We start from the raw sequence: 25,875 nt of genomic DNA on the forward strand, positions 1-25,875 counted from the left end.
GAATTGCCACTAACCACTGTTGAATTGCCACTTGGCTTCTTTTCCTGCGGCAAGCGCCGGCAAAATATCTCAATCCGTCTACCCCTTTGTTTTTAAAAGGATATCTATGTTTGATAAGCCAAATAAAAGCGCCGTCTGGAATGGATCCAGGCGGCGCTTAAGTGTTTTAGATTGAGAAGAAATTGCGATCTCAATCAACTTTGAACCATTTCGTATTCTTTCTGTTTACATTCGTCAAACCAGCTTCTGGCCGCAATTCGGGCAGAACTTCGTGCCCTCGATTTTCTGGCCGCAGTTCGGGCAGAAGTTCGGGATCGCCTTCTCACTGCCTGCAGGCTGCGGGCTCGGGCTGCCGGTATTTTGCCCGCCGCCAGAATCTGCTTTCTGGTTCTCCATCATTTCCTTCGCGATGTTCATGCCCATCATCATGCCGGCCATGTCCGATGCGGTGCCGGAACCCTTGCCCGCTGCCATGGCGTCTGCGACCGAGATCTGCTGGTATTTCGAAACGTCGCCGACCATGCCGTGGGAAGCGGTTTTATTGATCATGTCCTGGATCTCTTTCGGATAGTTGAAGCTCATGACCTGGAATCCGGTGACTTTCATGCCGTCATCCATGAGCTCCATATTGAGGTCGTCTTGGATGCCTGCCCCGATTTCGCGGGCATTGGCCTGCAGGTTGAACATGTCCTTGCCTTCTTTTGTAATCCAGCGCATCAAGAGCTGGTCGAGGATGGCCGTGATGCGGATCTTCACGTCTTCCACCAGATAGCTGTCCCGGACGCCTGCGATTTTGTCGATCAGCCCCACATAATCGTTGACCTTAAATTGGAACGTGCCGTTCGCCCGGATCGGCATACCACCCGGCAGCTGCGGAGCGGGGATATTGATCGGATTCTGCGTGCCCCAGCGGACGGTGAATTCCTTCGTGTTCACAAAAAGCACTTCCACGCGCATGCCGCTATTGAAGCCGAAACGGAACCCTTTCAAAGTCGATAGGAACGGCACGATTTCAGATTCAATGTCGTACTCGCCTTCGTCTTCGAAAACGCCCTCGATTTTGCCGTTATTGAGGAAGATGGCGTCTTGTCCGGGCCGGATGATCAGCCGGCTTCCTTTTTTCACTTCGTTGTTATGCCATTTCCAGAAAATCATATCATCTCTGAATTCTTCCCATTCCACTACATCCGAAAATTGATTGCCGAAAAAGCCCATACTATTCATTCCTTCCTTTAATCACTTAACACTCTTTGCCCTAGTGGAAAAAAACCGAAGCGTCTCGAGCGGATAGGCACTGTATCGGTATACGGTGAAGTAGGAATTTTTTATTCCCGATATTCCGCAAAACAGCTGCGCTTGCCTGCGGGCGAGCGCCAAGCCTCCTCAGCCGCGTTGCGGCTTGCGGGGTCTCGGCTGTCTCGCTTTCCCGCGGGCGTCTCCGCTGTTTTGCTTCATATCTCAGAAAGCACTACTATAACGGATAAAGTTATCAGCTTTTAAAGAGCTAAACTAGCGCCGGCGCGCCTACGGGCTAGGCGAAGCAATGAGACGAGTGGTTTTCTCGGCTCATTGCGGGAGCCATGCCCAAAGCGCCGAAGCGGTATATCAACCATCTCTTCATTACTTCACCATATACCGAAACTAAAGAGAAAGCCCCAAAAGCCCTCTTGTCTCTACTACTAGAAACCGCGCCCGCCGCCGCTATAGGAACGGCCGCCTCCGGTCATGCCGCCGCCGCCGAAACCGCCGCCACCGCCGCCTTTGTTCTGCGGAATTTTGCTCCGCGTCACGGTCTTGTTGCGGAAGCGGTCTTCGCTGCTTCTTACCCGCGTATGGTCGCTGTCCATATAGGTGCGGGACGAAGTCGTGATGCGTCCGCCTGAATTATAGAGCATCGTGCCGACCACGATTCCGCCAAGCAGCAAAGCGACTGCTGCCTGGAACCAGGTTTTCAGGAAGATGCTTTCCGGGTTGACGCCCGGCCGGTACTCCATATAGCGGTTTGATGTCGCAACAGTTTCCCGGAAAGCAGCGCCGTAATCCCCGGCCTGCATATACGGCACGATGCGGTCGAGCACCATGTCGATTCGTCCGTCGTCCAGGCGTTCTTCCGCCGTTCCGAAACCGGACAGGAAGATTTGCCGGTTGCCCATATCGACCGTCAGCAGCACGGCATTTTCCTGGTCGTTCTCAACGGCCCAGATGTCGAAAAAGTCGCCCATGTATGTCTCGATCGGTTTCCCGTCCGTACTGTCTGTCGTCAAAAAAATAAAATCGGTGCCGTGCACCCGGCTTTGCTCCGCAGCGAAAGCTTCAAGTTCAGCCGCTTCCGGCTCGCTCAAGAGCCCCGCATTATCGTAGATGTGCTGGTCTGCAACCGCAAAGGCAGCACCGGTGCCGGCCAATAAAAACAGCAGCTGCGCCAGGATCAACACCGGCAGTTTCCGATTAAACCTCTTCACCATAGGACACCTCCCATGGCATAAGCGATGCCTTTCAACACGGCAAACGTAACCCCCGCAACGCCTGCGAACCAGGCGAAGACTTTCGCGCCGCTGATCGGCGGCTTACCGACCACCTTGCCGGTCTGGCCGTTCATCGCAAAGGTATGTTCCTTGTTCTCAAAATCGTAATAGACCATCCAGACCGGAAACAGCGTATAGTAGACGCGGCGTTTATTCGCCAGAATCTGTTTGTTCGTATAGCTGACGGTCGAATAGCCCGAGATCGTCGTGCCGATATAGGAATCGATGTACGGGACGATCTTCGATTCCACGCGTGAAAACAGCGCTTCGTCGTCGAAATCGTATTTTTCCGCCAGAAATCCGGAAAGGTAAGGCATCCGGAAATCTTTCAGCTCCCCGTAATCGTACGGTTCCAGCTTGTCCATGAGTTCATCGTCCATCTTCTCCGACGCATCCGCCGGCACTTTCAAATAACTCAGGTCAATTTCCCGGTAGACATCGTAAAAGTCGGTCTCTGTGTAAATGGTGTCGCCGCTCGTATAGGAGCGTACGCGCGTCCCGATCGCCGCCACTTCCGCGGTGCCGTCAATGTCGTAAAGCCAGAACGGCACATACATCCCGGTCATTTTCTTGATCCGGTTGCCGCTCATGAAGCCGGTCGGGGTGAGCCGCCCGTTTTTCGTCCATTTCCGGAATGCGGCCTCAGCTTCGTCCTTGCTGATGGTAAATGGAATTACTTTCGCAGGGGCAAGGTCGCCGGTCAGCCTGTCGGCCAGCACGACTGGCGCACCGCAGAAACTGCAATGCGTCGCAGTCGTCTCCGACTCGGTGACAATCACGGCGCCGCAGTTCTCGCAGTGGTATTCCTTCGCTTCCTCGGGATCGAGTTTCCGAAGGATGTTCTCCTCCGGAAACGTTTCGATCTCATCCTGCCTTCCGCAGTTCGGGCAGGACAGATGGCCTGACTCGGCATCGAACGCCATGTCCGACCCGCAGTTCGGGCATTTGTATTGAACGATCATTCCATCTTCCTCCCTTTCTGCAGGGTTTCTTCATCTCTGCCCGCGGCCATTATTCGCCTTTGTTCAGCTGGCTTTTCAGCGACTCAAGCTCATCGTCCACATTGATGCCCGATTTCAATGAATCCAGTTCAGCGTCCACATCTGCATCGCTGCTGTATTTTTTCGTCAGGTCGTTGATGTCTGTGCCGGAACTTTTGTTCAACTCCGACATTGCCATCGCTTCGTCCAGTTCCTGATTGATTTTCTCTTCCATCTTGTCAAAGGCCGAGATGCGTTCGCCGGAACTGTTGATTGATGAACCCATATCGTTCATGCGCTTCTGCGTTTTGGCGACTGACGCCTTGCCTTTCAATTCTGCACGGCGGGATTCAAGTTCCCCAATATCCGATTCAAGCTTGTCGTGCATCTGGCGCATTTGCGTGGTATTCGCTGCGGCGATTTCGACCGCCGTCTTCATCGTTTTCTCCTTCTCGGCGAGTTCCGCTTTGCGCTGTAAAAACTTGCGGGCGTCGTCTTCGTTATTCGCTTCGAGAGCCTTCACCGCATAGCGCTGCATATCGTCCATCTCCTGCTTCAGCTCATCCAGTTCCCGGCGCTCGCGCTTCTCGGCTGCCATGATCGCGGCCGTTTCCGCCTTCACTTTCCCAAGGTCGCTGTTCAAATCACGGAGATACTGATCAATCATTTTTTCCGGATCTTCCGCTTCATCCAGCATTGCGTTGATATTGCTTGCCATAATGTCTCTGAACCGTTTTAGGATTTCCATCATCATTCTCCTTTTTGTTTGCATTATTTTTTTGCGGCTGCCGGGCAGCCTCTTAAATTCGAAATACCCTTTCACCCGCGGCTTTAACCATGGCAATCGCAGCCGTCAAAGCCGGCCCTTCCCCAAATTATTACACTATCTTCCACTGGAAACGGACAGGAATTTTCCCTCCGCTGTCGAATTTTACAGAAAGCTAGAGGAAAGGGAGGCAAAGCGAGCCATGAAACTGAAGACAAAGATCAAGTCGAAGCTGTCGCGGACTTTTTCCGGCAATTTCCCGGAAGCTTATAAAAAGTTCACGATGAGCCACATGCATGACTACACCGGCATGCCGGAAACACGTTTGCACAAGCCACTGAGCGAATGCAAAGTTGCCCTCCTGTCGACCGCGGGCATCCATCTCGTAACGGATTCTCCATTCGACGTGGATAATCCTGCCGGGGACCCTACATTCCGCCTCATACCGGCGGATGCGCAGGAAGACCAATTGACGGTGACCCATCTTTTCATCGATACCAAGCATGCCAAATCGGATCCCACAATTGTCTTTCCGCTTCCCCAGCTGAAGGAATTGGCAGCCGACGGAATGATCGGATCCGTCTCCCCTATCCACATCGGACTGAACGGCGGCATCCTCGATACGGCGGAAGTGGAACGCGAGTGGATTCCGAAAGTGGTAGAACTGTTGCGCCGTGAGGAAATCGATGTCGCGCTCCTTGTGCCCGGCTGAGGATCCTGCCACAACGTACTCGGGCTGTATGCCCGGGCTTTAGAAGCATCCGGCATTACAACCGCCATGGTGACGCTGTTCCCGGAAGTGACCGATAAAGCAGGCGTCCCGCGGACGCTGCAGGTTCCTTTTAAAATGGGACGGCCATGCGGCGACCCATTCGATTTCGAGACGAGAAAGCAAGTGGTTGAAGCGCTTCTTGGACTCACCGCTCTTCCATCTGGCACACGGGAACTCTACAAAGACGTCCCCTTTCTGCATGGGCAATGAAAACAGAAGACAGCGTGCCGGGAGATTCCTAGCACGCTGTCTTCTTCATTTCCGATCTGCATTCACGCACCAAACAGAAAGCCCTAAAAGGCGATTCCAAAAGAGTTTTAAGCAAGTATACATAGGCATTTTTCCTGATACACGAACTATATATGGTATTTTATATCTAATTGTTCGCATTCAGGGTTGACGGCAAAGTTTCGGGTTGCTATAGTTGCGAAGTGTCAAAAACAAGCTTAATCATTCTCGTATATGCCTGGTAATATGGTCCGGGCGTTTCTACCAAGTCCCCAAAAACGGACTGGACTACGGGTTGGAGCAGCAGCTGCCGCAACATCCGATTTACCTTGGAAAAGTGCGGCAACTGGTTTCGACTTGGCGGGTCCGAAAGGTGGAGTATATTCTGCCGCATTCGGCCTTTTTTTATTGGTTAGGCAACGGGAAAAGCGACAACTAGGAGGAACACATCTTGAAAAATCTAAAAGCTTTTCATCTTTTATCCCTGCTTCTGGCTATCCTATTGAGCCTTGCAGGATGTAGTTCGGCTGCTGAAACTGAAGCGAAAGAACAACCGCAACGCCCGATTCTGATCCAAGGGCCGATGCCTATTGAAGCGGAGAAGTTTGCAGAACGCCTGGAAAATGTGGAAGTGGTAACTTCGGGCTCTACATATGAATTTTATATTGGAACAGTGGAAGGGTATCCGGTAATTGTTTCGAAGACGGGGAAAGGCATGGCCAACACTGCCGCGGCTACTGCAATGGCGATTGAGAAATACAATCCTGCCGCAATCATCAACCAAGGGACTTCAGGCGGCCACGATCCCGAGTTGGAGGTATTCGATATTGTGCTCGGCAAACGTTCCGTTAGCGTTGGGGCCTTGAAAACGGGCGATTTGAAAGAAGGCGCAGGAATTGAACCGACCCAATGGAAGCCTATGGACCTGATGGCGTCAGAAGGCAGCGCGGGAGAAGATCCGAATGCCGAAAACATCCGCTACTATGATGGGGATGAAGGGTTGCTGGCTGCAGCCCGCACTGTGAAAGACACGCACACAGAAGGCAAGGTCGTCGAAGGCACCATCGGTTCCGCTGATGTCTGGAACAACGAGGTGGACCGGATCAAGTGGTTCCACGAAAAATACGGCACCTCAGTCGAAGAGATGGAAACCGCTTCCGCTGCCCAAATCTCTGCAGCCTATGAAATCCCATTCCTAGGCATCCGGATCCTTTCGAATAACAAGACGAACAACGGAGCTTACAATCCGGACACGGCAGCGGCCAACCAGGATTATGTCTATGAAGTCGTAAAAGAATATATTTCGTCCCTTTCAGAGAACTGATCCAAGCCTCTTTCCGAACAGTGGAAGAGGTCAAGCGATAAGCCATAAAGCTCGCAATGCCCTTGCTCCAAAGTAGAGCAAGGGCATTATTGTATCGGTAGACCTCTTGCGCCATGGCGGCTTCAATGAGACGAGGGAAAACTAAAAGCCGCATAACAGATGCGGCTTTTACCGTTATGCTGTTCATTTTGCCCAGTGATGCAGGATGAAGTAAGCCATGATCAGCACAACTACAATGGCGGAAAGGATGAGCATCGGCACAAGCCCAAAGGTCGGTTCCATAATTACTCCTCCTCCTTTTATCTCCATCATATACCCATTGAACGAAAATGAAAATACTCTAATTTGATTATTCAGATAATATTTCATCACCCAAAGAACCCCTCCGATTCTCGTGATTCGGAGGGGTTCTTTGGCAGTATCTAAAGAAATTATTTCGACCCATCGGGCATCGTGTCATACATCGTATGGCCGCCGGGGATTTTCTTGAAATTATCGTCCTTGCGGAAATTGCCCATGACTTCCATCGTTTCGCTGATGCTGACGAATGCGTTCGGGTCGACCGCTTTGATGAGCGGGCGCACGTACGCGAGTTCATAGCGCGAAATGACGCTGTAGAGCACTTTGACTTTATTGCCCGAGTACGCGCCTTCGCCGTCTGTCACGGTGATGCCGCGGTAAAGGTTCTCGATCAATTGCTTTTTGACGGCATCGCCTTTGTTCGTGACCACCATCAAGCTCAGCTTGATGTGGCGGGTGTGGATCCGGTCAACGACCAGTCCGGTAATGTAGATCGATGCCATCGTGTACATCGCAAGCTCCCATGAAAAGATGAAGCTTGAAACGAAGACGACGAGGCTGTTGAGGCCGAACACCAAAAAGCCGAGCGGGATGTCGCGCTTCATCGTCAACAGCAGGCCGACAACGTCAAAGCCGCCCGTCGAACCGAAAAAGCGGATGATGAAGCCGACGCCGACACCGACAAGCACGCCGCCGAATACTGAAGACAATAAAGCATCCTCTGTCAGCTTCATGACCGGGATGTAAAGCATCGAAATTGACGTCACCGCTACCGAATAGATGCTGTTGAGGATGAACATCTTGCCAAGCTTCATCCAGCCGAGCACCAGGATCGGGATGTTCAGCACGATCAGCCAGATTCCGGCGTTGACCGGCACCATCAAACTGAAGATCATCGCGATCCCTGTAATACCCCCTGATAAGATTTCGTGCGGCAATAGCAGCATGTTGAATGCAAATCCAAGCAGCACCGATCCCGCGAAGATGATTAATGCGCTGTATAGTTTATCCATGTAAATTCTCCGTTCTTCCATATACTCTTGCCAGGAAAAATCCATCAAAAAAAGGCCGGCACGTTCCGCTCGGACCTTTCTGTCTCTGGCACAATAGAACAAATTATAGGGGATGCGGAGGACGGAAAGCAAGCTTTATTTACCGGTAAACCGCAAGACTTTCTGTGCACCGGCGGAATCATCGGCCCGTTTGGAACGCTTGAAGCCTTCCTGTTTTCCAGCCTTTATCATAACTACTAGCCGGCTTCGATAATCATGCATCTTCACGGACTGATACCAAGGTCCGGCCTTTCTTTTATGCACATAGATGAATAGACAGTTAACGGAACAGGTTCAATATCTGCGTTCAACATATCGACAAGAACCGGTCTCTTCCCCAAGAAAAAACGGCAGCGCTGATGGCTGCCGTCCCCCTCTTTATGAACCGGCGATGGATGCCGGATTTTATTCGTTCAACGCTGCCATGAATTCTGCTTCGTCGTTCACGCCCATCGCTTCGATGGCGGTCGATCCGGCCGGGCTCATGAGCAGCGGGTCTGCCCCGTTTTCCACAAGCAAGCGGGCCATTTCAAAATCTTCATATAGCACAGCCGTTTCCAGTGCAGTCGAATAATCATCGCTTGTATTGACTTCCGCTCCCGCTTCGATCAGCCGTTCAGCGATTGCCGCTTCCCCGCCCTGGACAGCGTACATGAGAGCATCCGCTCCATCCACATCTTTGGCATGGAGATCTGCCCCATCCGCCAGTGCGGTTTCAACTGCGTCCATCTCGCCGTTATAGGCGGCGCTCATCAACGGCGTTTCGCCTTCAACCGCTAAAAAGGATTCATCTGAAAAAGCATTTGGAAGGAGCTGCGAATAGACAAGCCCGCCGCCTGTAAACAGCGCGATGCTGCCGATGTAGACGCCGAAGAAGACAGCCGCTAAAATGCCGGCCCCTACGGCGATCTTGCCGGTATTCGGTTGGTAGAGATGGCTTTCCCCGCCGGCAAACGCTTCGACCGACTGGATGCGCTTCGGCAGGTGCGGATGCGTCGAGAGCACTTCGCTGAACCAGACGATGCCGTTCGATTCGGTTTCGATCTGTTCGCGGTAGGCGTCTTCGTTCACTTCCAAGTACATTTTCTTTCCGATGCCGAGCAGCGTCAGCGCGCGTTTGGCCGCTGCCGCGTTTCCGATGGTATATGCCGCGTGCCGGTCGCATGTATATTCGCACGAACGGCTATAAGCTTCCGCTAGGAATGGAATGAACCCTGCCGGAATGATGAGAAGATTTTTCCAGACGTGGCGGCGTTTGATATGCGCCAATTCGTGGGCGATGATAAAGTCCAACTCATCCTGCCCCTGCTCGCGCGCCAGTTCGAACACTTCCGAATAAAGGACGACCATGTCGCGACCCCAGAAGCGGGTCGCAAACGCATTCAATGCGCCTTCCGACTGGATGACGAAAACGTCGGGTACTTTCTTCAGCCCCATTTCCTTGGATAGTGCCTGGACGCGGCTGTAGACATCGCCGAATTGCCGCTCATGGATGCGGACCCCGTTGCCGCGGATTGAGCCCATCATCATGGCATTTACATAAAGCATCAGTGCAAAAACGATCAGCACAATGGCGATGCCGAAAATCGACACAGCCGCCAGGATGTAAACCAGGACACTGGCAATTGCGCTGAATACAAAATAAAGCGTTTCTCTTTCAGATTGAATCTTTGAAGCGTTCATCATATCTTCCTTCCTTGCTTTTCGCTTCAATTATAATAGCACGGAGAGATTATATTACATACATTATTTTCAAATTTTTTATTGTGTTTATCTTTTATTTTTCAAACCTTAAAAGACTTAATATTCTTTTATTTCTCTCCTTCCGGAATGATGTGTATAATCATAAATTGTAATCATTACGTTTTAAGAAAAGGAGTGTTTCACATGCATCATTCATTCAAAACAAGTCTGGCTCTTCTCTCGCTCACCGCTTTGCTCGCTGCCGGATGCCAGCCAACCGGTTCTGCCGATGCGGAACCGGATACTGCCGCAAGCACAAGCGCCGTTTCCGATTCCACCGAAACCGGCGAACAAGGGGCCGAATCGCATTCTCATGAAAATGAGTCTGATCACGACCATGACCACGACGCTCATTCAACTAGCGAAGAATCCCAGAAAATCTACGACGGCTTTTTTGAAGACAGCCAAGTCGAAGACCGGCCGCTGTCGGATTGGGCAGGAGATTGGCAATCCGTCTATCCGCTCCTGCAAAATGGCACACTTGATGAAGTGTTTGCGGATAAAGCCCTGCACTCGGACGACATGACAGCTGAAGAGTACAAAGCATACTATACCGAAGGCTATCGGACCGATGTGGAACGCGTCGTCATAGAAGGTGATCGTGTGACGTTCTTCAAAAAAGGCGAAGAACTTGCAGGCGACTATACATACGATGGCTATGAGATTCTGACATATGAAGCAGGCAACCGCGGCGTCCGGTTCGTTTTTGAATTGACCGGCGGAGCAGAAGGCCTTCCGCAATTCATCCAATTCAGTGACCACGGCATTTCCCCGACTGACGCTTCCCATTACCACCTGTACTGGGGCGACGACCGCGAAGCGCTGCTCGAGGAAGTTGTCAATTGGCCGACCTACTACCCTTCCGATATGGACGGCCACGATATTGCCCATGAGATGATGGCGCATTAAAGCACTCCCAATAAAAGAAGGCCGGGGATTTCCCCGGCCCTCCCTATTAGTAAAATCCGTACCTGATCAGCCGCCTCTTCGTGATGTATTGACCGGTTCGGTATAATCTTTTATCTTCACTAATTTAATATCGTCTTTGTTGAACAAGTTCCATTCGCCAAAAACATCTTCGAACTGGACGATCTGTTCCGACAGCGCCATTTCGGCGACTTCTTCCCGTGATCCGGCTTCCACCGTCCGTTCAACTGTGAGTCCTTTTTCTAAGGTATACTGGATGACATATTTCTTCATCATTTCACCTCCCTACCCTTTTACATTCTCGGCTTCCGCCAAGAATCCTTCCTCGATTTCAAAACCGGGATGGCATTTGTGCTATCTTAAGTGCCCGGCAGGCACGCCACTCCATAAAAAAACCTTCCGGCACCGGTTTGTTCACCGAATACCGGAAGGCTTCTCTTACGAGGTCATTCCGCTTCCTGGACACTGATCATTTTCACTTCTTCAAGTTTGAATTGGTAATAGGTTTCGTTTTCTCCAAGGAATTCTTTCAAGCCTTCCTTATCCAAAATAGTCGAAGCTTCTTTATGGCTTCCGGCTTCGACGATCTGGGCAGCTTCCACTCCTTGCCCTAAATGATACACGACGCGGTATTTCCTGGTCTCTGCGATGGGAGACGCCTCCTTTTTACTGGAATTCATACTATAAAAGCTCCACAAACATCGTTTATTCCACTACCCGTTCAAGCTTCTGCCGCTTCTTCGCAGATTACTCGCCAGGCTGAGTATCTCTCGACTTTTGTTCCTGCGGTTTTTTCGAATACTCTTTAGCATCTTCCATTTCGCCTTTGCCTTTGACTTCCTCGTATTCCGTTGCTTCGTTGTCGCCGTCAAAAACTTCTTTGGTCTTTTTTACGGCCTTGTCGATTCCGGATTCAGTCGAGCCTAACTGCTTTTCGGGCATCCGCCCGGCTGTGCCTTTTCGCGCCATTGCTGTTCCTCCTCTAAAACGTTTACCTACAGTTTACCCGCTGCGGCCAAACGTAATCCCTTTCCGGCATTTCGAAAGTTGCAAAAGCCGAATAAAAAAGGGAGTGTCCAAAAAGGGGCTGCTGTCCATTGCGGCGGACGCTTTCCGCGGGCTTGCGCCGAACTAACTCGGACTGGCGTCCGAGTTAGTTCGGCACTTCGCTGTCCCGCTGGAAAAACCGATGCTCCTGCATCGCTTCGCTGCTTCGTCGCAAACAAATTGGCCGAAGTGCCTTCGTCCAACCTGTTCGCCGCCTCCATTCCCATCAGCCGTTATAGAATGACGAAAAGGCCAGAGGAGAAAAGCATTGCTTTTTCTCCTCTAACCTTTTTGTTTCAGGCTTTTTAGATAGCCTCTTACCAGCCGTTTGCCGGCTGGGGTTAATTTGTTCCGACCAATTCCTCGGCCAGTTCATCAATCTCTTCATAGGCCGGTTCAAACAGCGGTTCTTCAGCGATCAACTCCAAAAAGTCATCGCCATCTTCTTTCTTGAACAGCTGCCGGAGCGTCCGCAATGCGCCACGCTTGTCGCCTTGCATCATTTGGCACCGGGCCAGTTCATAGAATGCCGGCAGGAAGTCGGGTTCTTGTTCCGTGAGCGTGCTTAAAATTCCGTTCGCTTTTCCGGCTTCGTGCTGCATCATCCATCTTCTGCCGCGGGCCAGTTCGACCCACTCATGGAATTGCAGCTCTTCCGGCATCTGCGCAGCGACGGCCTCTATCCCTTCCGGCCGGTGTTCCGGCAGAATGTGCAGGACCCGGATGTACACTTCGCCGTTGTATGGCTGAAGGCGGAGAACGTGGTCGAACTTTTCGAGTGCTTTGTCAATCTCGCCAAGTTCCAACAATGCATCGCCCCAAGCAATCAGGACGGCGGCATCGGCCGGCTGCTCTTTATGGAGGCCACGTGCCAGGTCAACAGCTTTCTCTTGAAGCTTCGGCGATCCCTTTTCCTCCGCCAGCTGGAGCACTGCCTGCAGGTGCAGAACAGCGGCTTCGTAATTGCCGGTCCGTTTGACGAACGGCGCTAATTCATCGACGGCTTCTTCTGCCATGCCGCGGCCCAGATAAACCGAAGCCAGGCGGATTACCGGCACCTCGCTTTCCGGGAGGCGTTTGGCTGCTTCTTCGTAAAGCGTGATGATTGTAGAAATCATCCGCAGCTGCCGGGATTTCTGGTACAGCTTGCCGAAAAAGCCTTTTTTCTGCCTCGCTTCTTCGGCCTCTTCCACATGCTCATCAAACCACAATGCCAGCGCATCGGCGCTGTGGGTTTCGGCAATCGCCAGCTCTTCCGCGCCCAGCCATTTTTTCAGGCGCTTGCTGATTTCATGCGTCTTGCCGGTTTCCGCCAAGGCACGGATGTATTCTCCGTAAAGCCTTTCGTCTTCTGGACGCTCCGCGATCAACTCTTCAAGAAGCAGCGCGGCGCGGTCAAACTGGCCTCTGCGGATGCAGAACTCGACATGCTGGTAGCGGGACGGAAACGCACCGTTGACGGCTTTCGCCTTTCCGAACAGCGCTTCCGCGTCATCGAGCCGCCCTTCTTTTTCTGCGCAAAGCGCCTTCGCGGCGAAGAGCCACTCTTCCGGCACCTGTCCTGCGACATCATCAAGTGTTTTCGCTATCGCCGTGACGGCTTCTTCTGTCGCTGCCAGGCTGAACAATTCCTTGAAATCGGCTTCGAGCGGATCGTGCCGCAGAACGTGTAGCGCCGCTGCAAATGCCGCTGCCCGGTTGCCAGTTTCCGTATAAGCCCGCATGAGCCCTTCGCGGGCCGCGGTATGCCCCGGGTCTAGTTCGACGCAGCGACTGAAGTGCTGCACCGCTCCTTTCGGTTCCCCGGCTTCTTCATCCATTAGCCCTAGGCGATAGAATGCCGGCGGGTGCTGCGATTTCTCCGCGGCCTCTTCGTAAAGCGAACGGGCAAACCGGTTGTTGCCGGCTGCTTCGTGCAGCTGCCCTTCCAGGCACAGCAGCGTCTCATCCCGGCTTTCCTCCCGCAGCGCTTTAAATGTCAAAAGCACACGGTTGAGAAACTGCGGGTCTTCCCCGAATTCCGCATAGGTCTCTGCCATAACCAGATAATCTGCGAGTTCACGGTTTTCGAGCCCTTTTTCCAGCAAGCTTGCCGCCTGCTCCCTTCCGGCATGGGCCGGCCATTCCTCCCACAGCATCGTTGCTGTGCGAATGAAATAAGCGGAATCCCCTTTTTCAGCATATTGGCCGATGAGCTCAACCGCTTCCCCGAAGCGTTCCTGCTTGACCAAGGAATGAGCGATATAGGTCACCGCAAACAGATCTTCCGGGTCGAGCTCGAGCGCCTTCCGGTAATCGGCTTCCGCTTCTTTGAACCGGTCCCGCTCTGTGGCGATATGCCCCCGGTAGACATGGAGAATGTCCGTCTGCGCCGCTCCTTCGATGCCCTGGTTGATGACCTCTTCGGCAAGCTCCCATTTCTCGGCTTCCATATGGATCTCCGCAATCCGCAAATAGGAGAACGGCAGCGCCGGGTCGAGTTCGACAGAGCGTTCAAAAGCCGCCATCGCTTCTTTTTTCTCACCGAGCGCGAGCAGGCAGCGGCCAATTTCGTAAATGAAATAGCCGTCCTCCGGCGCATCTTCGCTCAGCTTCCGGAATCGCGCCAACGCGCCTTCATAAGCACCGGTTTCATATTGGACCAAGCTGTGCGTAATTTGGATATAGTCGTCCGACGGGACCTGCTCAAGCGCGATGCCTGACCATTTGAAAGCCTGGTACAGCTTGCCGGTTTCCATATAACAGCGGGCCAAATGGCTGTAGGCGGCCGGCTGGTAATGATCCAGTTCAATGGAACGCTTCAGCAGCGGAATCGCCTGAGAATGGCGGTCCTGGCTCATGAGAATGACGGCACGCAAGAACAAGGCATACGGGCTTCGGCGTTCATCGACCGCTTCCAAACTCGCCAGCGCCTGAGGCAATTCGTTCTTCTGGTAATGCATATGCGCCGTCAACAGCGCAAGTTCCGCATCGTCCGCACCCAAATCCTCTCGCAGCCGTTCGAGCCAGACGCCGTGGAGCTCTTTGGCCCGCTCTGAAAACAGGGCGGAAATTCCGATCACCGCGGCGTAGCGCTCTTCCTGATGGGCTTTCAAGAACGCGATGAACGCTTCGCTTTCGCCTTCCTCTTCTTCATCAAGAAACTCATACAGTCCGCTAAAGAAGCGGTGCTCGCCTTCATCGAGCAGCTCCAGCAGGTGCTCCTGCTCTTCTTTCAGGAAGACCATGCTAAGCGAATCCGACATCTTATAGGCATTTTTCATTTCGCCGTACGGCATCAGGAATGGCGACTGGTCGTTTGGATCCTGAATGATCATCGCCTGGAGCCGGTCGTCATATCCCGCTACGACCTGCACATGCGCTGTGTTTTCGATCATCATGCTGAGCAGCACCGGCACGCCGGCATCAAGGATCGTTTTATAGACGTCCACCGACCCTTTGAAATAGCGGGCTTTCATTCCGCGCGATTCCATATAGGTCATCGTGGTCCGCAATTTGGTGCCCGTCACATCAAAGATATGCGAAGCGATGTCGTCCTGGCTCGCCTTTTCCCCGTATGCCTGAAGCATCATCGAAAGTGAAGCCGGCACGCAGTAATCCAGCTTCTGCACAGTCGGCGTCAGCTTCAATTGCTTTAATGCACCTTCACGCCGGATGGCGGTTTTTCCGTAGATCGTCCGCTCCAGCACGTCTTTATGCTCCGCAATCCATGCCTCCAGTTCGGCCCATTTCTCCAGCTTGTACAAGCTCTCCGCCGTCAAGAAGATGTAATGTTCCCGGTTGACATGGAACGGATTTTTCGCGTTGATCTCTTCGATCAGGCGGATCGTCTCCCCGTATTGGCCCAGGTGGAACAGCCGCTTCACCTGCTCCATAAGGAAAGCCCAGTTTTCCGGATCCTTCGCGCGCCCTTCCCGAAGCACTGCGAGGGATTCCGCTTGGCGGCCGTCCATTGCCAGGTAATCGGCGTACAGCTGGCGCGCGAACTCGTTCCGCACTTCGGTTTCTTCAGCCAGCGCAGTTTTCAGCAGCGCTTCCGCTTTGTCCCACTCCCCGCTGTGCAGGTAGTAATAAGCTTCCAAATCCGCCCACACGAACCCTTTGGCTTCCCGGATTTTCTCCAGCTGCTCTTTCGCTTCCGTCAGGCGGTTCAACTCGCAGAACACCCGCAGCAGGAGCTGATGGGCCGAAGCGCGTTCTTCCGGCGCGTATGTTTCTTCCGCGATCCCCTGGAGCCGGCCATTCATGCGCTCTTCCGCTTCCAGGCTCTTCCCGGTCTCCAGAAGACGCGTGCAATGCCAGGCAAACGGGCGCAGCGTCCCGAAGCGCTTGTAGGCGTGCGTCGACAATAAATTGCTGTATTTATAGAGGTCCGCCTGATCCGCAAGTCCGATCAGCCGGTAATAATCTTCTTCTGTTTCGAGTTCCCCAAGCCATTCGTGCAGCCGGCGGATCGAACGCGCATCCCATAACCCGCGGATCGCTTCGATCAATTGCCCGGCTGTCTTGATTTCATTTGCTTTCATAGCACTGCCAAACCCCATTTCTCTCTCATCCACCGCTTGTGCGGTTGATTTATTATATTCTGGAAGATTCTAGGGCGCAAGAGTCTTTCTGATTGGAAGCAGAAAAGCGTCTTCCATTAAAAGAATGCCCAGATAAAAAGCACATTCCCTTTTTTGGAATGTGCCAATCCAAATGCGTCCGGCGACATTAAAATCTACCGGCAACACTTAGTTCTCACGGTTGCAATAAGCGCCCACCACCGCCGCCATGGCTTTCGCACTGATCAGCAGGCTTCGCTCATCGATGTCGAATTTCGGGTGATGGTGCGGATGCCACTCGCCTTCGGGTTTTGCGCCAACGTAGAAAAAGCAGCCCGGTTTTTCCTGCAGGTAATAGGCAAAATCCTCGGACGGGGGCTGCGGCTCAACTTCGGCGACGGCAGTGACTTCAGGGAGTGCTGCCTGCACGAGCGCTTGCCGCACTCTTTCCGTCGCAGCCGGATCGTTATAGAGGACCGGATAGTCGTTTTCATATTCCAGCACGGTCTCCACGCCAAACGACGCTTCCAGCCCTTTGGCAAGATTTCGGACTTCCGCTTCGACGAGTTCGCGGGACGCCTGTGACATCGTCCGCACGTCGCCTTCAAGTTCGACGGCGTCCTTGATGACGTTGAACTGCCCCTTGCCGTCAAACGAGCCGATCGTGACCACTGCTGTATCAAACGGATCCACCCGCCGGCTGACGATGGTCTGGCAGTTCATGACAAACGAACTCGCTGCAACGATGGCATCGTTCGCCATGTGCGGCGACGAGCCGTGCCCGCCTTTCCCTTGGACGCGCAGCTTGAAGCGGCCCCGTCCGGTCTGGGTGTTGCCGCTCCTGTAAAAGATTTTCCCGGTTTCCATCGTCGACATGACATGGATTCCGAAGACCGCATCCACTCCGTCGAGTACACCTGCCCGGATCATGCCGATTGCGCCGCCCGGCGGCATTTCCTCGGCCGGTTGGTGGATCACTTTCACCGTTCCGGCCATACCCGCCTTCCCCTCAGCCAGCGTTTCTGCGAGAATCAGCATATACGCAGTGTGCCCGTCGTGGCCGCAGGCGTGCATGACGCCCGGGTTTTCGGAAGCGAACGGCAATCCCGTTTCCTCCTATATCGGCAGCGCATCAAAATCGGCACGGATGGCAATCGTCTTCCCCGGCTTTTCTCCGTTGATCGTCACGACGATTCCCCGGTGTCCGCCGACATTCGTTTCTACCTTGTCCACCGGCACGCTCTTATAGAAGTCTTCGATATAGGCGGCAGTGTTCTCTTCTTCAAACGACAGCTCCGGATGTGCATGGAGAAAGCGGCGTATTTCGATGATGCGCGCTTCTTTCGCATCCAGCCTGTCCATCACTTCTTGGGTCCACATTCCAATCACTCCTTTCCTTGACTCTACCCGTTCCGGCAAAGAACAATGCTTGTTTTTTATTTGCGCAGAAGGAATAATCTGGATGCACAGCGAATCCCTTTAGGGCTAGGAGAACAGAGAAAATGGGAGGAATGAAATGTGCCGGTAAACCCGAAAATCCAATTTTATCTAGACCAGATGAACACCGTTCCGATATCGTTTGAACGGCTTACCCCGGAAGCGATGCGCAACTCCGAGAACGCCGCCCTTATGGCCTTGCAGAAAGAGCCCGTCGAACGCGTCGAAGACCGCACCATTCCCTTGCACGGGCGCGAAATTCCGATTCGCATCTACACGCCGAAAGGCACTGCGCCATATCCAGTGCTCGTTTTCTACCACGGCGGCGGCTGGGTGCTCGGCAGCATCGAAAGCCATGACGCCATCTGCCGCGAACTGGCGAACCTCGCTTCGTGCATGGTGGTTTCCGTGGAATACCGCTTGGCGCCGGAACATAAATTCCCGGCCGCTGTCGAAGACGCCTATGAATCGCTTGAGTGGCTCGTTGCCCATGCAGACGAACTCGGAATCGATGCCGACCGGATCGCCGTCGGAGGCGACAGCGCAGGCGGCAACCTTGCGACCGTCTCCTGCCTGATTGCGAAAGAGCACAGCGGCCCTCGCGTCGTCCACCAGCTCCTGCTGTATCCGTCAGCCGGTCCTGCAGCCGACTACCCGTCCATGGAAGAGAATGCTGAAGGGTATCTTCTGACACGCGACATGATGGGCTGGTTCCAGCGCCATTATTTGAGCTCTCCAGAAGACCGGCACCATCCGTATCTTTCGCCGATCCTCTCCGATGAACTTGAAGGGTTGCCGCCGGCGACGATTTTGACCGCCCAATACGATCCCTTGCGCGACGTCGGGGCCGCTTATGCCGAAAAGCTGCGGGCGCATGGCGTCGAAGTCTATTACAAAAACTACAGCGATTTGATCCACGGCTTCGCGAACTTCTCGAGTTTTGTGCCGGAAGCGCGGGAGGCCGTCGCCGAAGGGGCTCGCGAGCTGAAAAAGGCATTTGAAAAATGAACCAATAGAAAAGCCGGACCTTCCTGGAGAGGAGGTCCGGCTTTCTTTGCTATTCCAATACTTCAATATTCACATCTTGCGCTTTGATTTTCACTTCGACCATCGGGCCGTCGAACAGCACACGGAGATCGAATCCGCCGTCTGCCAGATAGATTTCATTGTACAGCCAGGACGCACCGGCAAAGTCGTCCGGCAACTCGGCTTCTGTCACGCCTGTGAACGTCACCAGAATATCGGTGAAGTAATGGAATCCGCCGCTCATATCGAGCTTGATGGCGAGCGTTCCTTCCGACTTCTCGACTGAAAGCACTTCCGCATCATGGAGGCTCTGCTCCATCAACTGGACGGCGCCTGAAGGCAGCTCCCCTTTGATGGATTCGTAGTGGCGGCTGTAGTCGTCGCTCAGCGCTTCAAGCCGCGCTTCGTGCTCCAACTCCCACTTTTTCGCCAGCTCGCGCAATTCCTGCGGCGGGAAGCCGTGGCCGATCGTGCCGTCGTAGATGTACGGATGGAACGGTTCAGGAAGGAACTTCAGCAAATCTTCCCGCATGTCTTCGAGGTTGTTGCGGTTCGCCTCTTCGTAATCGATGCCTTCTTCTATATAGTAGGCAAGCTCTTCTTGCCATTCTTCCAACGTCTCATGGTAGGCCAGATAACCCGATACCTGCATTTCGTCATACCATTGTTTTGTAAAATATTTCATTGTGTTCCTCCTGCCGATTCTTCCGGCCAGTTTATTCTTGCTCTCCTATTTTACATGGTTCTGCCCGGTAGGGGTACAGAAAATATGCAAAACTTTTTCATGAAAAGCAAATTCTTAAAAAAGAAGCATCCCAGTAGACCGGCACAACCGGTCGCTAGGACGCCTCTTGGATCGTTTATTCCTCTTCTTTCACCGGATCTCCCAGGTAATTGTAATCCGCCGGGTCGATCGGGGTGAACCCGGACGGTGTATAGAACCGCAAGAGATCGCTGTTGACGACGCGGTCCGACAGCTTCAGTTCGTAATTGCCGAACTTCTGAAGCTCCTCGGCCGCTGGAATCTTGCTTTCTTCAAGCGGCAAGCCCGTTTCCGGATTGTAGAACGTGTCGCCGACCGCGTAAACTTCAGGGCTTACAAAATCGCCGTTCCGGAAAGTCACGGATTCTTCGTGTTCAGGCGACAGAAGATCCGTCCCGAACTGGATGTTGTTCTGCGTTTCTTCGCCAAGCAGATGCATGACGGTCGGCAGCAAGTCGATCTGGCCGCCGTACGTGTGGTTAACGCCGCCTTCCATGCCCGGCACTTTGATGAACAATGGCACCCGCTGCAGCTTGGCATTTTCAACCGGCGTGATTTCTTTTCCAAGCACCTGCGCCATCGCTTCGTTGTGGTTGTCGGAGATGCCGTAATGGTCGCCGTACATGACGATCATCGTGTTGTCCATAAGCCCCGACGCTTCGAGCTCTTCGAAGAACCCTTTAAGCGCTTCGTCCGCGTAGCGTGCCGTTTGGAAGTAGTTGTCAACGCTCGCATCCCCTGTCGTCCCTTTGCCGATCGTCGTCAGCTCAGGATCGATATGGTAAGGGAAATGGTGCGATACGGTGATGAACTTCGTGTAGAACGGCTCCGGCAAGGTTTTGAGAAGCTCCGCCGATTGTTTGAAGAACGGTTTGTCCATTACGCCGTATTCCGCCATGTCGGCTTCGGTCAGGCCGCTATACGATTCGATGTCGAAGAAATGGTCATAGCCGAATGATTTATAGATTTCCGAACGGTTCCAGAACGTTCCGTTATTGCCGTGGAAGACGGCGGACGTATAGCCCTCGTCTTTCAGCAACCCTGGAGCGGCCTGGTAGGTGTTCTGGCCTTTCGTGATGAACGCCGATCCTTTCGGCAAGCCGAACAGGGAGTTTTCGAGCATGAATTCCGCATCCGCCGTCTTGCCTTGTGCCGTCTGGTGGAAGAAATTATCGAAATACATCGTGTTCTGGTCCTTGGTCAATGAATTCAGGAACGGCGTCACTTCTTCTCCGTTCAATTTGTAATTCATCAAAAACGTCTGGATTGATTCCAGGTGCAAGTATACGACATTCATCCCTTCCGCTTTGCCGAAGTAAGCTTCGTTCGGCGAGGCGTAATTGGATTTCGTGTAGTTCAGGACTTCCGTCACTTCGTCGCTGTCTGCGAGCACGCGCTGGGAAGAGGACTTCACCGTCTCCGCCGTGTCATACAGCGCGTAATTGTACATGCCCAGGTATTTCACGATATAGCTCCGGTCAAAGCCGCGCGTCAAGAGTTCCGGGCGATCCGCTTCCGCGAGCGCCAAATTGAAGAACGAAATGGCCAGTGCAGCGGTGATGACGGGAATCGCCACTTTCTTCTTGAAGTTCCGCGAATCTTTCTGGATGCGTTTTGAGAACACCAGGAAGCCCAGGAACAGGACATCCACAAAAAACAGGATATCGGTCGGCTGGATCAGCGTCATGACGCTGCCGCCAAGGTCGCCGAAATTCTGCGTCTGGAAGAGTGTCGGGAGCGTGATGAAATCGCTGAAGAAGCGGTAGTACACGGCATTCGCGTACAATAGCACCGACATCAGCGAGTAGACGCCAAACAGGACAAGGTATTTCCGCGTGCCTTTAAAGAAAAGCGCGGCGCTCAGGAACAAGAGCGCAGAGCCGAGCGGGTTGATGAACAGCAAAAATTCCTGCAGCGCACCGCCGACTTCCAATTTGAATTGCGTTTTTTGCGTGACATAGGTTTTCATCCACAGCATGAACACGGCCAGCAGAAACAGCGGCGCGAATTTGCTGAGGGTCTCTTTAGTGGGTTTCGTGATTGTTTTCATATTACACCTTCTCATAGTTGGTCTTCAGATGGTTCTTCCGGAGGCGGGATTAAAAAAAGCCTGAAGCCCTTTAACCCCAAGCAAGTGCTTCTTTAAAAGAATGACATGTTCTATTTTACTAAATATCTATAGAAATTGATAGTTTAAAGATTATTCGAAATGCGGTTCAAATGTGATAATTCCGCGGTTTTATCAGCTTTTTCTTGATACTGCCTGGAAATCCGCTGGAATAAAATCTGTTCTATCCACCCTATTTAGGACGGAATGGAATAAAAAAGGTTTCAATTGAGGAATAAGAAAACTGCATATTATGTTGATGTTAAAATATAACGTCTACAAACCGCTTCGGCGCTTCGGGCATTGCTTCGCCCAGCCCGTTGACGCGCCGGCGCTGGCGTTGCTCTTTGAGAACTAAAAACGCCTTTTACCCAGAATAACGGTTATGAACTTCTTTAGTTCAATTGATGCCGTTTTGGAATCTTTCCCCTAATGCACACCATTTTTCGCTATACTGAAAACATCAGAAGAAATAACTTTGAGGAGGAATTTTTCATGGCCAAGACAAATGGCGAGCAGGCGACAAAAGAGTTGGACGCTGCAGCGCGCGAAGAGCTGATCAGCACTTTGAAAGAGCGTTTCGAGGAAAACATCCACCGCCACGAAAACTTCGTCTGGGCGGAAGTCCAAGCCAAGCTTGAAAAAGATCCAGAGAAACTGTGGTCGCTCCATGAAATGGAGCGGACCGGCGGAGAGCCGGATGTGGTCGATTACGACGCGGAAACGGGCGAATATGTCTTCTTCGATTGCGCAGCGGAAAGCCCGGCCGGCCGCAGAAGCGTCTGCTACGATCCGGAAGCTCTCGAGGCGCGGAAGAAAAACAAGCCGGAACACAGCGCCATCGGCATGGCGCGTGAAATGGGCATCGAGCTGTTGACGGAAGAGCAGTTCCGGTTCCTGCAGACACTCGGGCATTTTGACCAGAAAACATCAAGCTGGGTGCAGACGCCCGATGAAGTCCGCACCCGCGGCGGCGCTTTGTTCTGCGATTACCGCTATGGCCAGGTATTCCTCTACCATAACGGTGCCGACTCGTATTACGGAGCGCGGGGGTTCCGCGGTGCACTCCGGGTTTAATGAAAAAAGAGCTTCTAGAGGCCTGCCCTCCGGAAGCTTTTCTTCGTTTATTCGGACGTGCCGCTTTCTCTCCACTCATATTTAATGTCCGGCAAGTTCTCCTCGTTTTCATAGCCCCGGCCAATCTCGACGAAGCCGTTCTTTTCATAAAAGCGCTGGGCATTCCTATTCACTTCGAATGTATAAAGGAATAGGCTGCCGCCGGAATGGGCTTTCGAGAAATCGAGCAGCTGCTGGCCAATCCCTTTCCCCTGATGTTCAGGCGCAACATAAAGCTGGTTCAATTCTTCCGCATTGAACACCACCAGCCCCACAACCTCTTGGTCCTCAAACGCCAAATGGATCTGATACGCCTTCGGCAGCATCTCGTCCAAAAAGTGGACGTGGCTTTCAACGGAATGGATCTCCTTTTGCCCGATTGCTTCTTCCTTGCTCGCGCGCCACAGCCTGACTACTTTTTCCGCGTAGGCAGATTCATAAGGCCGAATCACCGTTTCCCCCATCGAACTCCCTCTTTTCTATTTATTGAATGAAGCTATAAAATCCTATTCGCTTTGGATTTTCAAAACTCCTTTTAAACACAATGGTTCTTATAGAAAAAAGACCAAGAAGTTATTCTTGATCTTTGACAATTATAATTATTATTTGTACTCATTCACAATCGTTCCGGTAAGAACTCTCATAACTTGCCCCTTGAATAAATCTGGTACGGACCCGCCAGTTGGATCTTTGTAATACAGCAGATCGGTTTCCTCGTAATGGGTAAAGCCCATTCCTACTAGTTCCGTGACCATTGTCTCCGGCAGTTCGCGACTGCCGGTCAGGCTCTCAAAATACGGCGTTGCGTAGATGGAGACGTCTACATCATCCAAACTGGATTCCAGGATGAACAAATCCGTATCACTCTTCAAAATCCATTGGCCTTTCGAAAGGATTCCTAACTGTATATGCTCAAGCGCCGAAATGCCATCCAAGTTCACTCCAAAAATAACATTGATCAGTTTGCGGCTTTCAGCACCGGTAAGGCTGTAATCGCGCTCTTTGATGTAGCGGTCCATCACGGCGTTTTTCGTCAGATCCATGATGCGGGCGTCCTGCTCGGTGGAATCCGGTGCCACGTTGAATGAAGCACGCAAGCTCTCCATGATAGGAGCCGGGTAGATAGACAGTTTTGACCCGTAATCATTTTTCGATACCACATCCAAGTCGATATCGAAAATCTCTTTTACAGCCCGGCGGATTTCATTGCCCTTCACCTTTTTGCCGAATGACGCAAGGTACAGATCCATCACTTGGAGTTTCGGCATTGTCTCGATCTTGCTGTCCAATTGTGTAGACTTCGAATCGACGCCTAGGCTCTCTCTTACTACCCGCATTATGTGCTTCGAATACTTGGTGTCCTGCTCCACATGCTGCACTTCGTAAGACTGCGGGCTGGCCGATGCTTGCGCAAAGGTGCTGCCGGCTCCGCCAGTCAGCGCGATGCTCGTCATGATGCTGACTAAAACCGCTTTTTTAGCTGTTGTCTTGAATTGAATTTTCATTTCTGTCCCTCTTTCTGCTTGTTGATTTTTGGTGCTCCGATGATTTTCCGCTGGCCCAACTGAACCTTTACGACTATTATTTCACATTGAGTAAATAGTATCATTAAAGAAGAAATAAAGAAATGTATAAATTCCATATACATACAACTCAAGGTCCGTATGTCACGATTTACTCAAAATTACTTCAGGCGAACTTATGGATGAAAGGAGTTTTCTTTTAATAGATGCACAGGAGAAGTCAGATGGATGGAGGTTACAGTTTTCGGATGAAGAAACGGGAGCATAAACAAAAAAGAGGCTTTCCCCTGGCCATGTGGAATGACCGAAGGAAAGCCTCTTGCTAGTACCGTTGAAAATTTATACTCCCATCCCTCAAATGAAAAACGGGATAAACAGACTGGCGAGCAGCAAAATCAATGCGCCGCCGAGGCGGGAAGAAATCTGCGCAAATGGCATCAATTCCATTCTTCTGGCTGCGGATAATACGGCTACGTCGCCGGTTCCGCCCATGTTCGCCATGCAAAGCCCGGCGGTGATGGCTGCTTCGATCGGATAGAAGCCCATGAATTTCCCGACCACGCCGGAACCGATGATGGCCCCGATCACGACAGCGAGCACAATTAGGACATACTCGATGCTCAACGCATTAAGGACTGCCGCCAAATCAGTATAGGCGACCCCGATGCCGACAAGAAGTGCGTTTGTCCAGTTGCGCGCCACAAATTCATACCACTGGCTCGCCCCTTCGACAATCACTTCCGGCATGACGTTGGCCACTTTCAGGAACGCGACCAGCACAATCATGATGGCGTAAGGATGCAAAGGAATAAAATCACCCAGGATATTGCCCAGGATATAGAACGACACGGCCGCCAGCACGCCAATGCCCATCTTCGCCAAATCGTACGCCGGCGACTCTTTTTTCTCGTAGTGGAAATTCCGGATCAACTGGCCGTTGCCTGTCAAACTCGGGTATTTATTGCCGATCATGTGCAGGACGCTCGCCAAAATGATGGCGAATACGTTTCCGAGCGCCAAAGCCGGCACCAGGATCGATAAATAATAGCCCGGGTCATTGCCGAGCATTTCAGAGTAAACCTGCGACATCGGCACAGCGCCTGCTCCCATGCCGCCGCCCATAATCGGCATTGCGATAACCAGAACCGCTTCCTGGACGCTGAATCCAAGGACCATGCCCACGAGTGCTGCAAGCAACACTGCGCCCAATACAGAAGCCAAAAGCGGCAGTGCATAGCGGACGCCGGCCTTCACCAGAATCTTCGACTCCATTCCCAAAATACTGCCGGTAATCAATGCGGCGATATAGAAGTTCAGGAAATCCCCGTCTTTCATGAATTCCGAAATGGCAGTGGTTGTGCTCTCAGGCATCAGTCCGCTGTAGACCATGTACGCGGAAGCGAAAATGGCGACAATCGCCCCGCCGCCCAAGAACGTGCGGACGATCGGTGTATGGTTGCCCAGCCAGCCGAACAGCTCCCCGAGCACCATCATGATCAGCAAGCCGCCAATCATGCCAGCAGGCAGGTTTTCCGTATACATCGCATAAATGGCAATGGCGGCAAAGATGCCGAACCATAGAACCGGCATGCTGAAAATCGTAAACCGCCCGCCCGTCTTCTTCATCGGCACTTCCGGCGGTGCCTGTTGAGTTGTTTCTTTCATATTGTCCACCTCTTCATCTTTTATTCAAAA

21 protein-coding genes, 1 pseudogene and 1 riboswitch are annotated in these 25,875 nt (G+C 52.4%); of the genes and pseudogenes, 6 read left to right on the forward strand and 16 right to left on the reverse strand.

Annotation, left to right across the window (positions count from 1 at the left end; genetic code table 11):
• Positions 1-234 precede the first annotated feature (234 nt).
• The 4 genes from ACFSDB_RS08470 to ACFSDB_RS08485 all read right to left on the reverse strand — a co-directional run bounded on the left by ACFSDB_RS08470 (position 235) and on the right by ACFSDB_RS08485 (position 4,253).
• Positions 235-1,215 carry an SPFH domain-containing protein gene (locus ACFSDB_RS08470; protein WP_204891871.1) on the reverse strand — a complete coding sequence of 327 codons (981 nt, stop codon included), beginning with the start codon at positions 1,213-1,215 and terminating at the stop codon, positions 235-237.
• 464 nt (positions 1,216-1,679) lie between these two features.
• Positions 1,680-2,465, reverse strand: coding sequence for a TPM domain-containing protein (locus ACFSDB_RS08475; RefSeq protein ID WP_204891872.1), 786 nt, complete (start codon positions 2,463-2,465; stop codon positions 1,680-1,682).
• Positions 2,459-3,487 (reverse strand): TFIIB-type zinc ribbon-containing protein, encoded by a 1,029-nt coding sequence (locus ACFSDB_RS08480; RefSeq protein ID WP_204891873.1) that lies wholly within the window; start codon positions 3,485-3,487, stop codon positions 2,459-2,461. Before ACFSDB_RS08480 ends, ACFSDB_RS08475 begins: the two co-directional genes overlap by 7 nt.
• A 49-nt stretch (positions 3,488-3,536) precedes the next feature.
• Positions 3,537-4,253, reverse strand: a complete 717-nt coding sequence (locus ACFSDB_RS08485) for a PspA/IM30 family protein (protein ID WP_204891874.1) — start codon at positions 4,251-4,253, stop codon at positions 3,537-3,539.
• 220 nt (positions 4,254-4,473) lie between these two features.
• Between ACFSDB_RS08485 and ACFSDB_RS08490 the strand changes: the two genes are divergently transcribed.
• The 3 genes from ACFSDB_RS08490 (at position 4,474) to ACFSDB_RS08500 (ending at position 6,595) form a co-directional block, all read left to right on the forward strand.
• On the forward strand, positions 4,474-4,983 hold the full coding sequence (locus tag ACFSDB_RS08490) for a glycine/sarcosine/betaine reductase selenoprotein B family protein (protein ID WP_204891875.1): 510 nt from the start codon (positions 4,474-4,476) through the stop codon (positions 4,981-4,983).
• A 66-nt stretch (positions 4,984-5,049) separates the two neighbouring features.
• Positions 5,050-5,253 (forward strand): hypothetical protein, encoded by a 204-nt coding sequence (locus ACFSDB_RS08495; protein ID WP_204891876.1) that lies wholly within the window; start codon positions 5,050-5,052, stop codon positions 5,251-5,253.
• A 226-nt stretch (positions 5,254-5,479) separates the two neighbouring features.
• Positions 5,480-5,582: riboswitch (purine riboswitch) on the forward strand.
• Positions 5,583-5,719: 137 nt separating this feature from the next.
• Positions 5,720-6,595: a 5'-methylthioadenosine/S-adenosylhomocysteine nucleosidase gene (locus ACFSDB_RS08500; RefSeq protein WP_377339938.1), complete on the forward strand. Its 876-nt coding sequence runs from the start codon at positions 5,720-5,722 to the stop codon at positions 6,593-6,595.
• 431 nt (positions 6,596-7,026) lie between these two features.
• Here the strand turns inward: ACFSDB_RS08500 and ACFSDB_RS08505 are convergent, their stop codons facing one another.
• Both ACFSDB_RS08505 and ACFSDB_RS08510 read right to left on the reverse strand, forming a co-directional pair.
• Complete coding sequence (locus ACFSDB_RS08505; protein WP_204891878.1) at positions 7,027-7,908, reverse strand: YitT family protein; 882 nt, start codon at positions 7,906-7,908, stop codon at positions 7,027-7,029.
• Between the two features lie 444 nt (positions 7,909-8,352).
• Positions 8,353-9,633, reverse strand: a complete 1,281-nt coding sequence (locus ACFSDB_RS08510; RefSeq protein WP_377339768.1) for a M48 family metallopeptidase — start codon at positions 9,631-9,633, stop codon at positions 8,353-8,355.
• Between the two features lie 201 nt (positions 9,634-9,834).
• Between ACFSDB_RS08510 and ACFSDB_RS08515 the strand changes: the two genes are divergently transcribed.
• Entirely contained in the window at positions 9,835-10,599 is a 765-nt protein-coding gene (locus tag ACFSDB_RS08515; protein WP_204891879.1) for a metal-binding protein ZinT, read from the forward strand.
• Positions 10,600-10,665: 66 nt separating this feature from the next.
• On the opposite strand, the gene ACFSDB_RS08520 is transcribed toward ACFSDB_RS08515, so the two are convergent.
• The 5 genes and pseudogenes from ACFSDB_RS08520 to ACFSDB_RS08540 form a co-directional block, all read right to left on the reverse strand.
• Entirely contained in the window at positions 10,666-10,890 is a 225-nt protein-coding gene (locus tag ACFSDB_RS08520) for a hypothetical protein (protein ID WP_204891880.1), read from the reverse strand.
• Positions 10,891-11,063: 173 nt separating this feature from the next.
• The gene (locus ACFSDB_RS08525; RefSeq protein WP_204891881.1) at positions 11,064-11,297 is read right to left on the reverse strand and encodes a hypothetical protein; all 234 of its coding nucleotides are present in this window, start codon (positions 11,295-11,297) and stop codon (positions 11,064-11,066) included.
• Between the two features lie 67 nt (positions 11,298-11,364).
• Positions 11,365-11,586 carry a hypothetical protein gene (locus ACFSDB_RS08530; RefSeq protein ID WP_204891882.1) on the reverse strand — a complete coding sequence of 74 codons (222 nt, stop codon included), beginning with the start codon at positions 11,584-11,586 and terminating at the stop codon, positions 11,365-11,367.
• A gap of 419 nt (positions 11,587-12,005) precedes the next feature.
• Positions 12,006-16,190 (reverse strand): tetratricopeptide repeat protein, encoded by a 4,185-nt coding sequence (locus ACFSDB_RS08535; protein WP_204891883.1) that lies wholly within the window; start codon positions 16,188-16,190, stop codon positions 12,006-12,008.
• A 207-nt stretch (positions 16,191-16,397) separates the two neighbouring features.
• Positions 16,398-17,588 (reverse strand): annotated as a pseudogene (locus ACFSDB_RS08540) (M20 family metallopeptidase).
• Between the two features lie 138 nt (positions 17,589-17,726).
• On the opposite strand from ACFSDB_RS08540, the gene ACFSDB_RS08545 reads away from it, so the two are divergent.
• Positions 17,727-18,653, forward strand: a complete 927-nt coding sequence (locus ACFSDB_RS08545; RefSeq protein WP_204891884.1) for an alpha/beta hydrolase — start codon at positions 17,727-17,729, stop codon at positions 18,651-18,653.
• A gap of 49 nt (positions 18,654-18,702) precedes the next feature.
• Here the strand turns inward: ACFSDB_RS08545 and ACFSDB_RS08550 are convergent, their stop codons facing one another.
• Positions 18,703-19,356: a DUF4085 family protein gene (locus ACFSDB_RS08550; protein ID WP_204891885.1), complete on the reverse strand. Its 654-nt coding sequence runs from the start codon at positions 19,354-19,356 to the stop codon at positions 18,703-18,705.
• Positions 19,357-19,531: 175 nt separating this feature from the next.
• Positions 19,532-21,484, reverse strand: a complete 1,953-nt coding sequence (gene ltaS, locus ACFSDB_RS08555) for a lipoteichoic acid synthase (protein ID WP_204891886.1) — start codon at positions 21,482-21,484, stop codon at positions 19,532-19,534.
• A gap of 552 nt (positions 21,485-22,036) precedes the next feature.
• Here ltaS and ACFSDB_RS08560 point away from each other — a divergent pair.
• Positions 22,037-22,618 carry a DUF4256 domain-containing protein gene (locus ACFSDB_RS08560; RefSeq protein ID WP_204891887.1) on the forward strand — a complete coding sequence of 194 codons (582 nt, stop codon included), beginning with the start codon at positions 22,037-22,039 and terminating at the stop codon, positions 22,616-22,618.
• Positions 22,619-22,665: 47 nt separating this feature from the next.
• Here ACFSDB_RS08560 and ACFSDB_RS08565 read toward each other — a convergent pair whose 3' ends face one another.
• The 3 genes from ACFSDB_RS08565 to ACFSDB_RS08575 all read right to left on the reverse strand — a co-directional run bounded on the left by ACFSDB_RS08565 (position 22,666) and on the right by ACFSDB_RS08575 (position 25,845).
• Positions 22,666-23,121: a GNAT family N-acetyltransferase gene (locus tag ACFSDB_RS08565; RefSeq protein ID WP_204891888.1), complete on the reverse strand. Its 456-nt coding sequence runs from the start codon at positions 23,119-23,121 to the stop codon at positions 22,666-22,668.
• A 138-nt stretch (positions 23,122-23,259) separates the two neighbouring features.
• Positions 23,260-24,162: a hypothetical protein gene (locus ACFSDB_RS08570; RefSeq protein WP_204891889.1), complete on the reverse strand. Its 903-nt coding sequence runs from the start codon at positions 24,160-24,162 to the stop codon at positions 23,260-23,262.
• A 372-nt stretch (positions 24,163-24,534) separates the two neighbouring features.
• On the reverse strand, positions 24,535-25,845 hold the full coding sequence (locus tag ACFSDB_RS08575) for a 2-hydroxycarboxylate transporter family protein (RefSeq protein WP_204891890.1): 1,311 nt from the start codon (positions 25,843-25,845) through the stop codon (positions 24,535-24,537).
• Positions 25,846-25,875: the final 30 nt, after the last annotated feature.

The sequence above is a fragment of the Planococcus chinensis genome (assembly GCF_042681545.1).
Taxonomy (GTDB): Bacteria; Bacillota; Bacilli; order Bacillales_A; family Planococcaceae; genus Planococcus; species Planococcus chinensis.

What these genes read in the sequence shown, in the direction of transcription:
- ACFSDB_RS08470 (WP_204891871.1), bottom strand. Translation starts at nt 1,215, where the DNA reads ATGGGCTTTTTCGGCAATCAATTTTCGGATGTAGTGGAATGGGAAGAA.
- ACFSDB_RS08475 (WP_204891872.1), bottom strand. Translation starts at nt 2,465, where the DNA reads ATGGTGAAGAGGTTTAATCGGAAACTGCCGGTGTTGATCCTGGCGCAG.
- ACFSDB_RS08480 (WP_204891873.1), bottom strand. Translation starts at nt 3,487, where the DNA reads ATGATCGTTCAATACAAATGCCCGAACTGCGGGTCGGACATGGCGTTC.
- ACFSDB_RS08485 (WP_204891874.1), bottom strand. Translation starts at nt 4,253, where the DNA reads ATGGAAATCCTAAAACGGTTCAGAGACATTATGGCAAGCAATATCAAC.
- ACFSDB_RS08490 (WP_204891875.1), top strand. Translation starts at nt 4,474, where the DNA reads ATGAAACTGAAGACAAAGATCAAGTCGAAGCTGTCGCGGACTTTTTCC.
- ACFSDB_RS08495 (WP_204891876.1), top strand. Translation starts at nt 5,050, where the DNA reads ATGGTGACGCTGTTCCCGGAAGTGACCGATAAAGCAGGCGTCCCGCGG.
- ACFSDB_RS08505 (WP_204891878.1), bottom strand. Translation starts at nt 7,908, where the DNA reads ATGGATAAACTATACAGCGCATTAATCATCTTCGCGGGATCGGTGCTG.
- ACFSDB_RS08510 (WP_377339768.1), bottom strand. Translation starts at nt 9,633, where the DNA reads ATGATGAACGCTTCAAAGATTCAATCTGAAAGAGAAACGCTTTATTTT.
- ACFSDB_RS08515 (WP_204891879.1), top strand. Translation starts at nt 9,835, where the DNA reads ATGCATCATTCATTCAAAACAAGTCTGGCTCTTCTCTCGCTCACCGCT.
- ACFSDB_RS08520 (WP_204891880.1), bottom strand. Translation starts at nt 10,890, where the DNA reads ATGAAGAAATATGTCATCCAGTATACCTTAGAAAAAGGACTCACAGTT.
- ACFSDB_RS08525 (WP_204891881.1), bottom strand. Translation starts at nt 11,297, where the DNA reads ATGAATTCCAGTAAAAAGGAGGCGTCTCCCATCGCAGAGACCAGGAAA.
- ACFSDB_RS08530 (WP_204891882.1), bottom strand. Translation starts at nt 11,586, where the DNA reads ATGGCGCGAAAAGGCACAGCCGGGCGGATGCCCGAAAAGCAGTTAGGC.
- ACFSDB_RS08535 (WP_204891883.1), bottom strand. Translation starts at nt 16,190, where the DNA reads ATGAAAGCAAATGAAATCAAGACAGCCGGGCAATTGATCGAAGCGATC.
- ACFSDB_RS08550 (WP_204891885.1), bottom strand. Translation starts at nt 19,356, where the DNA reads ATGAAATATTTTACAAAACAATGGTATGACGAAATGCAGGTATCGGGT.
- ltaS (WP_204891886.1), bottom strand. Translation starts at nt 21,484, where the DNA reads ATGAAAACAATCACGAAACCCACTAAAGAGACCCTCAGCAAATTCGCG.
- ACFSDB_RS08560 (WP_204891887.1), top strand. Translation starts at nt 22,037, where the DNA reads ATGGCCAAGACAAATGGCGAGCAGGCGACAAAAGAGTTGGACGCTGCA.
- ACFSDB_RS08565 (WP_204891888.1), bottom strand. Translation starts at nt 23,121, where the DNA reads ATGGGGGAAACGGTGATTCGGCCTTATGAATCTGCCTACGCGGAAAAA.
- ACFSDB_RS08570 (WP_204891889.1), bottom strand. Translation starts at nt 24,162, where the DNA reads ATGAAAATTCAATTCAAGACAACAGCTAAAAAAGCGGTTTTAGTCAGC.
- ACFSDB_RS08575 (WP_204891890.1), bottom strand. Translation starts at nt 25,845, where the DNA reads ATGAAAGAAACAACTCAACAGGCACCGCCGGAAGTGCCGATGAAGAAG.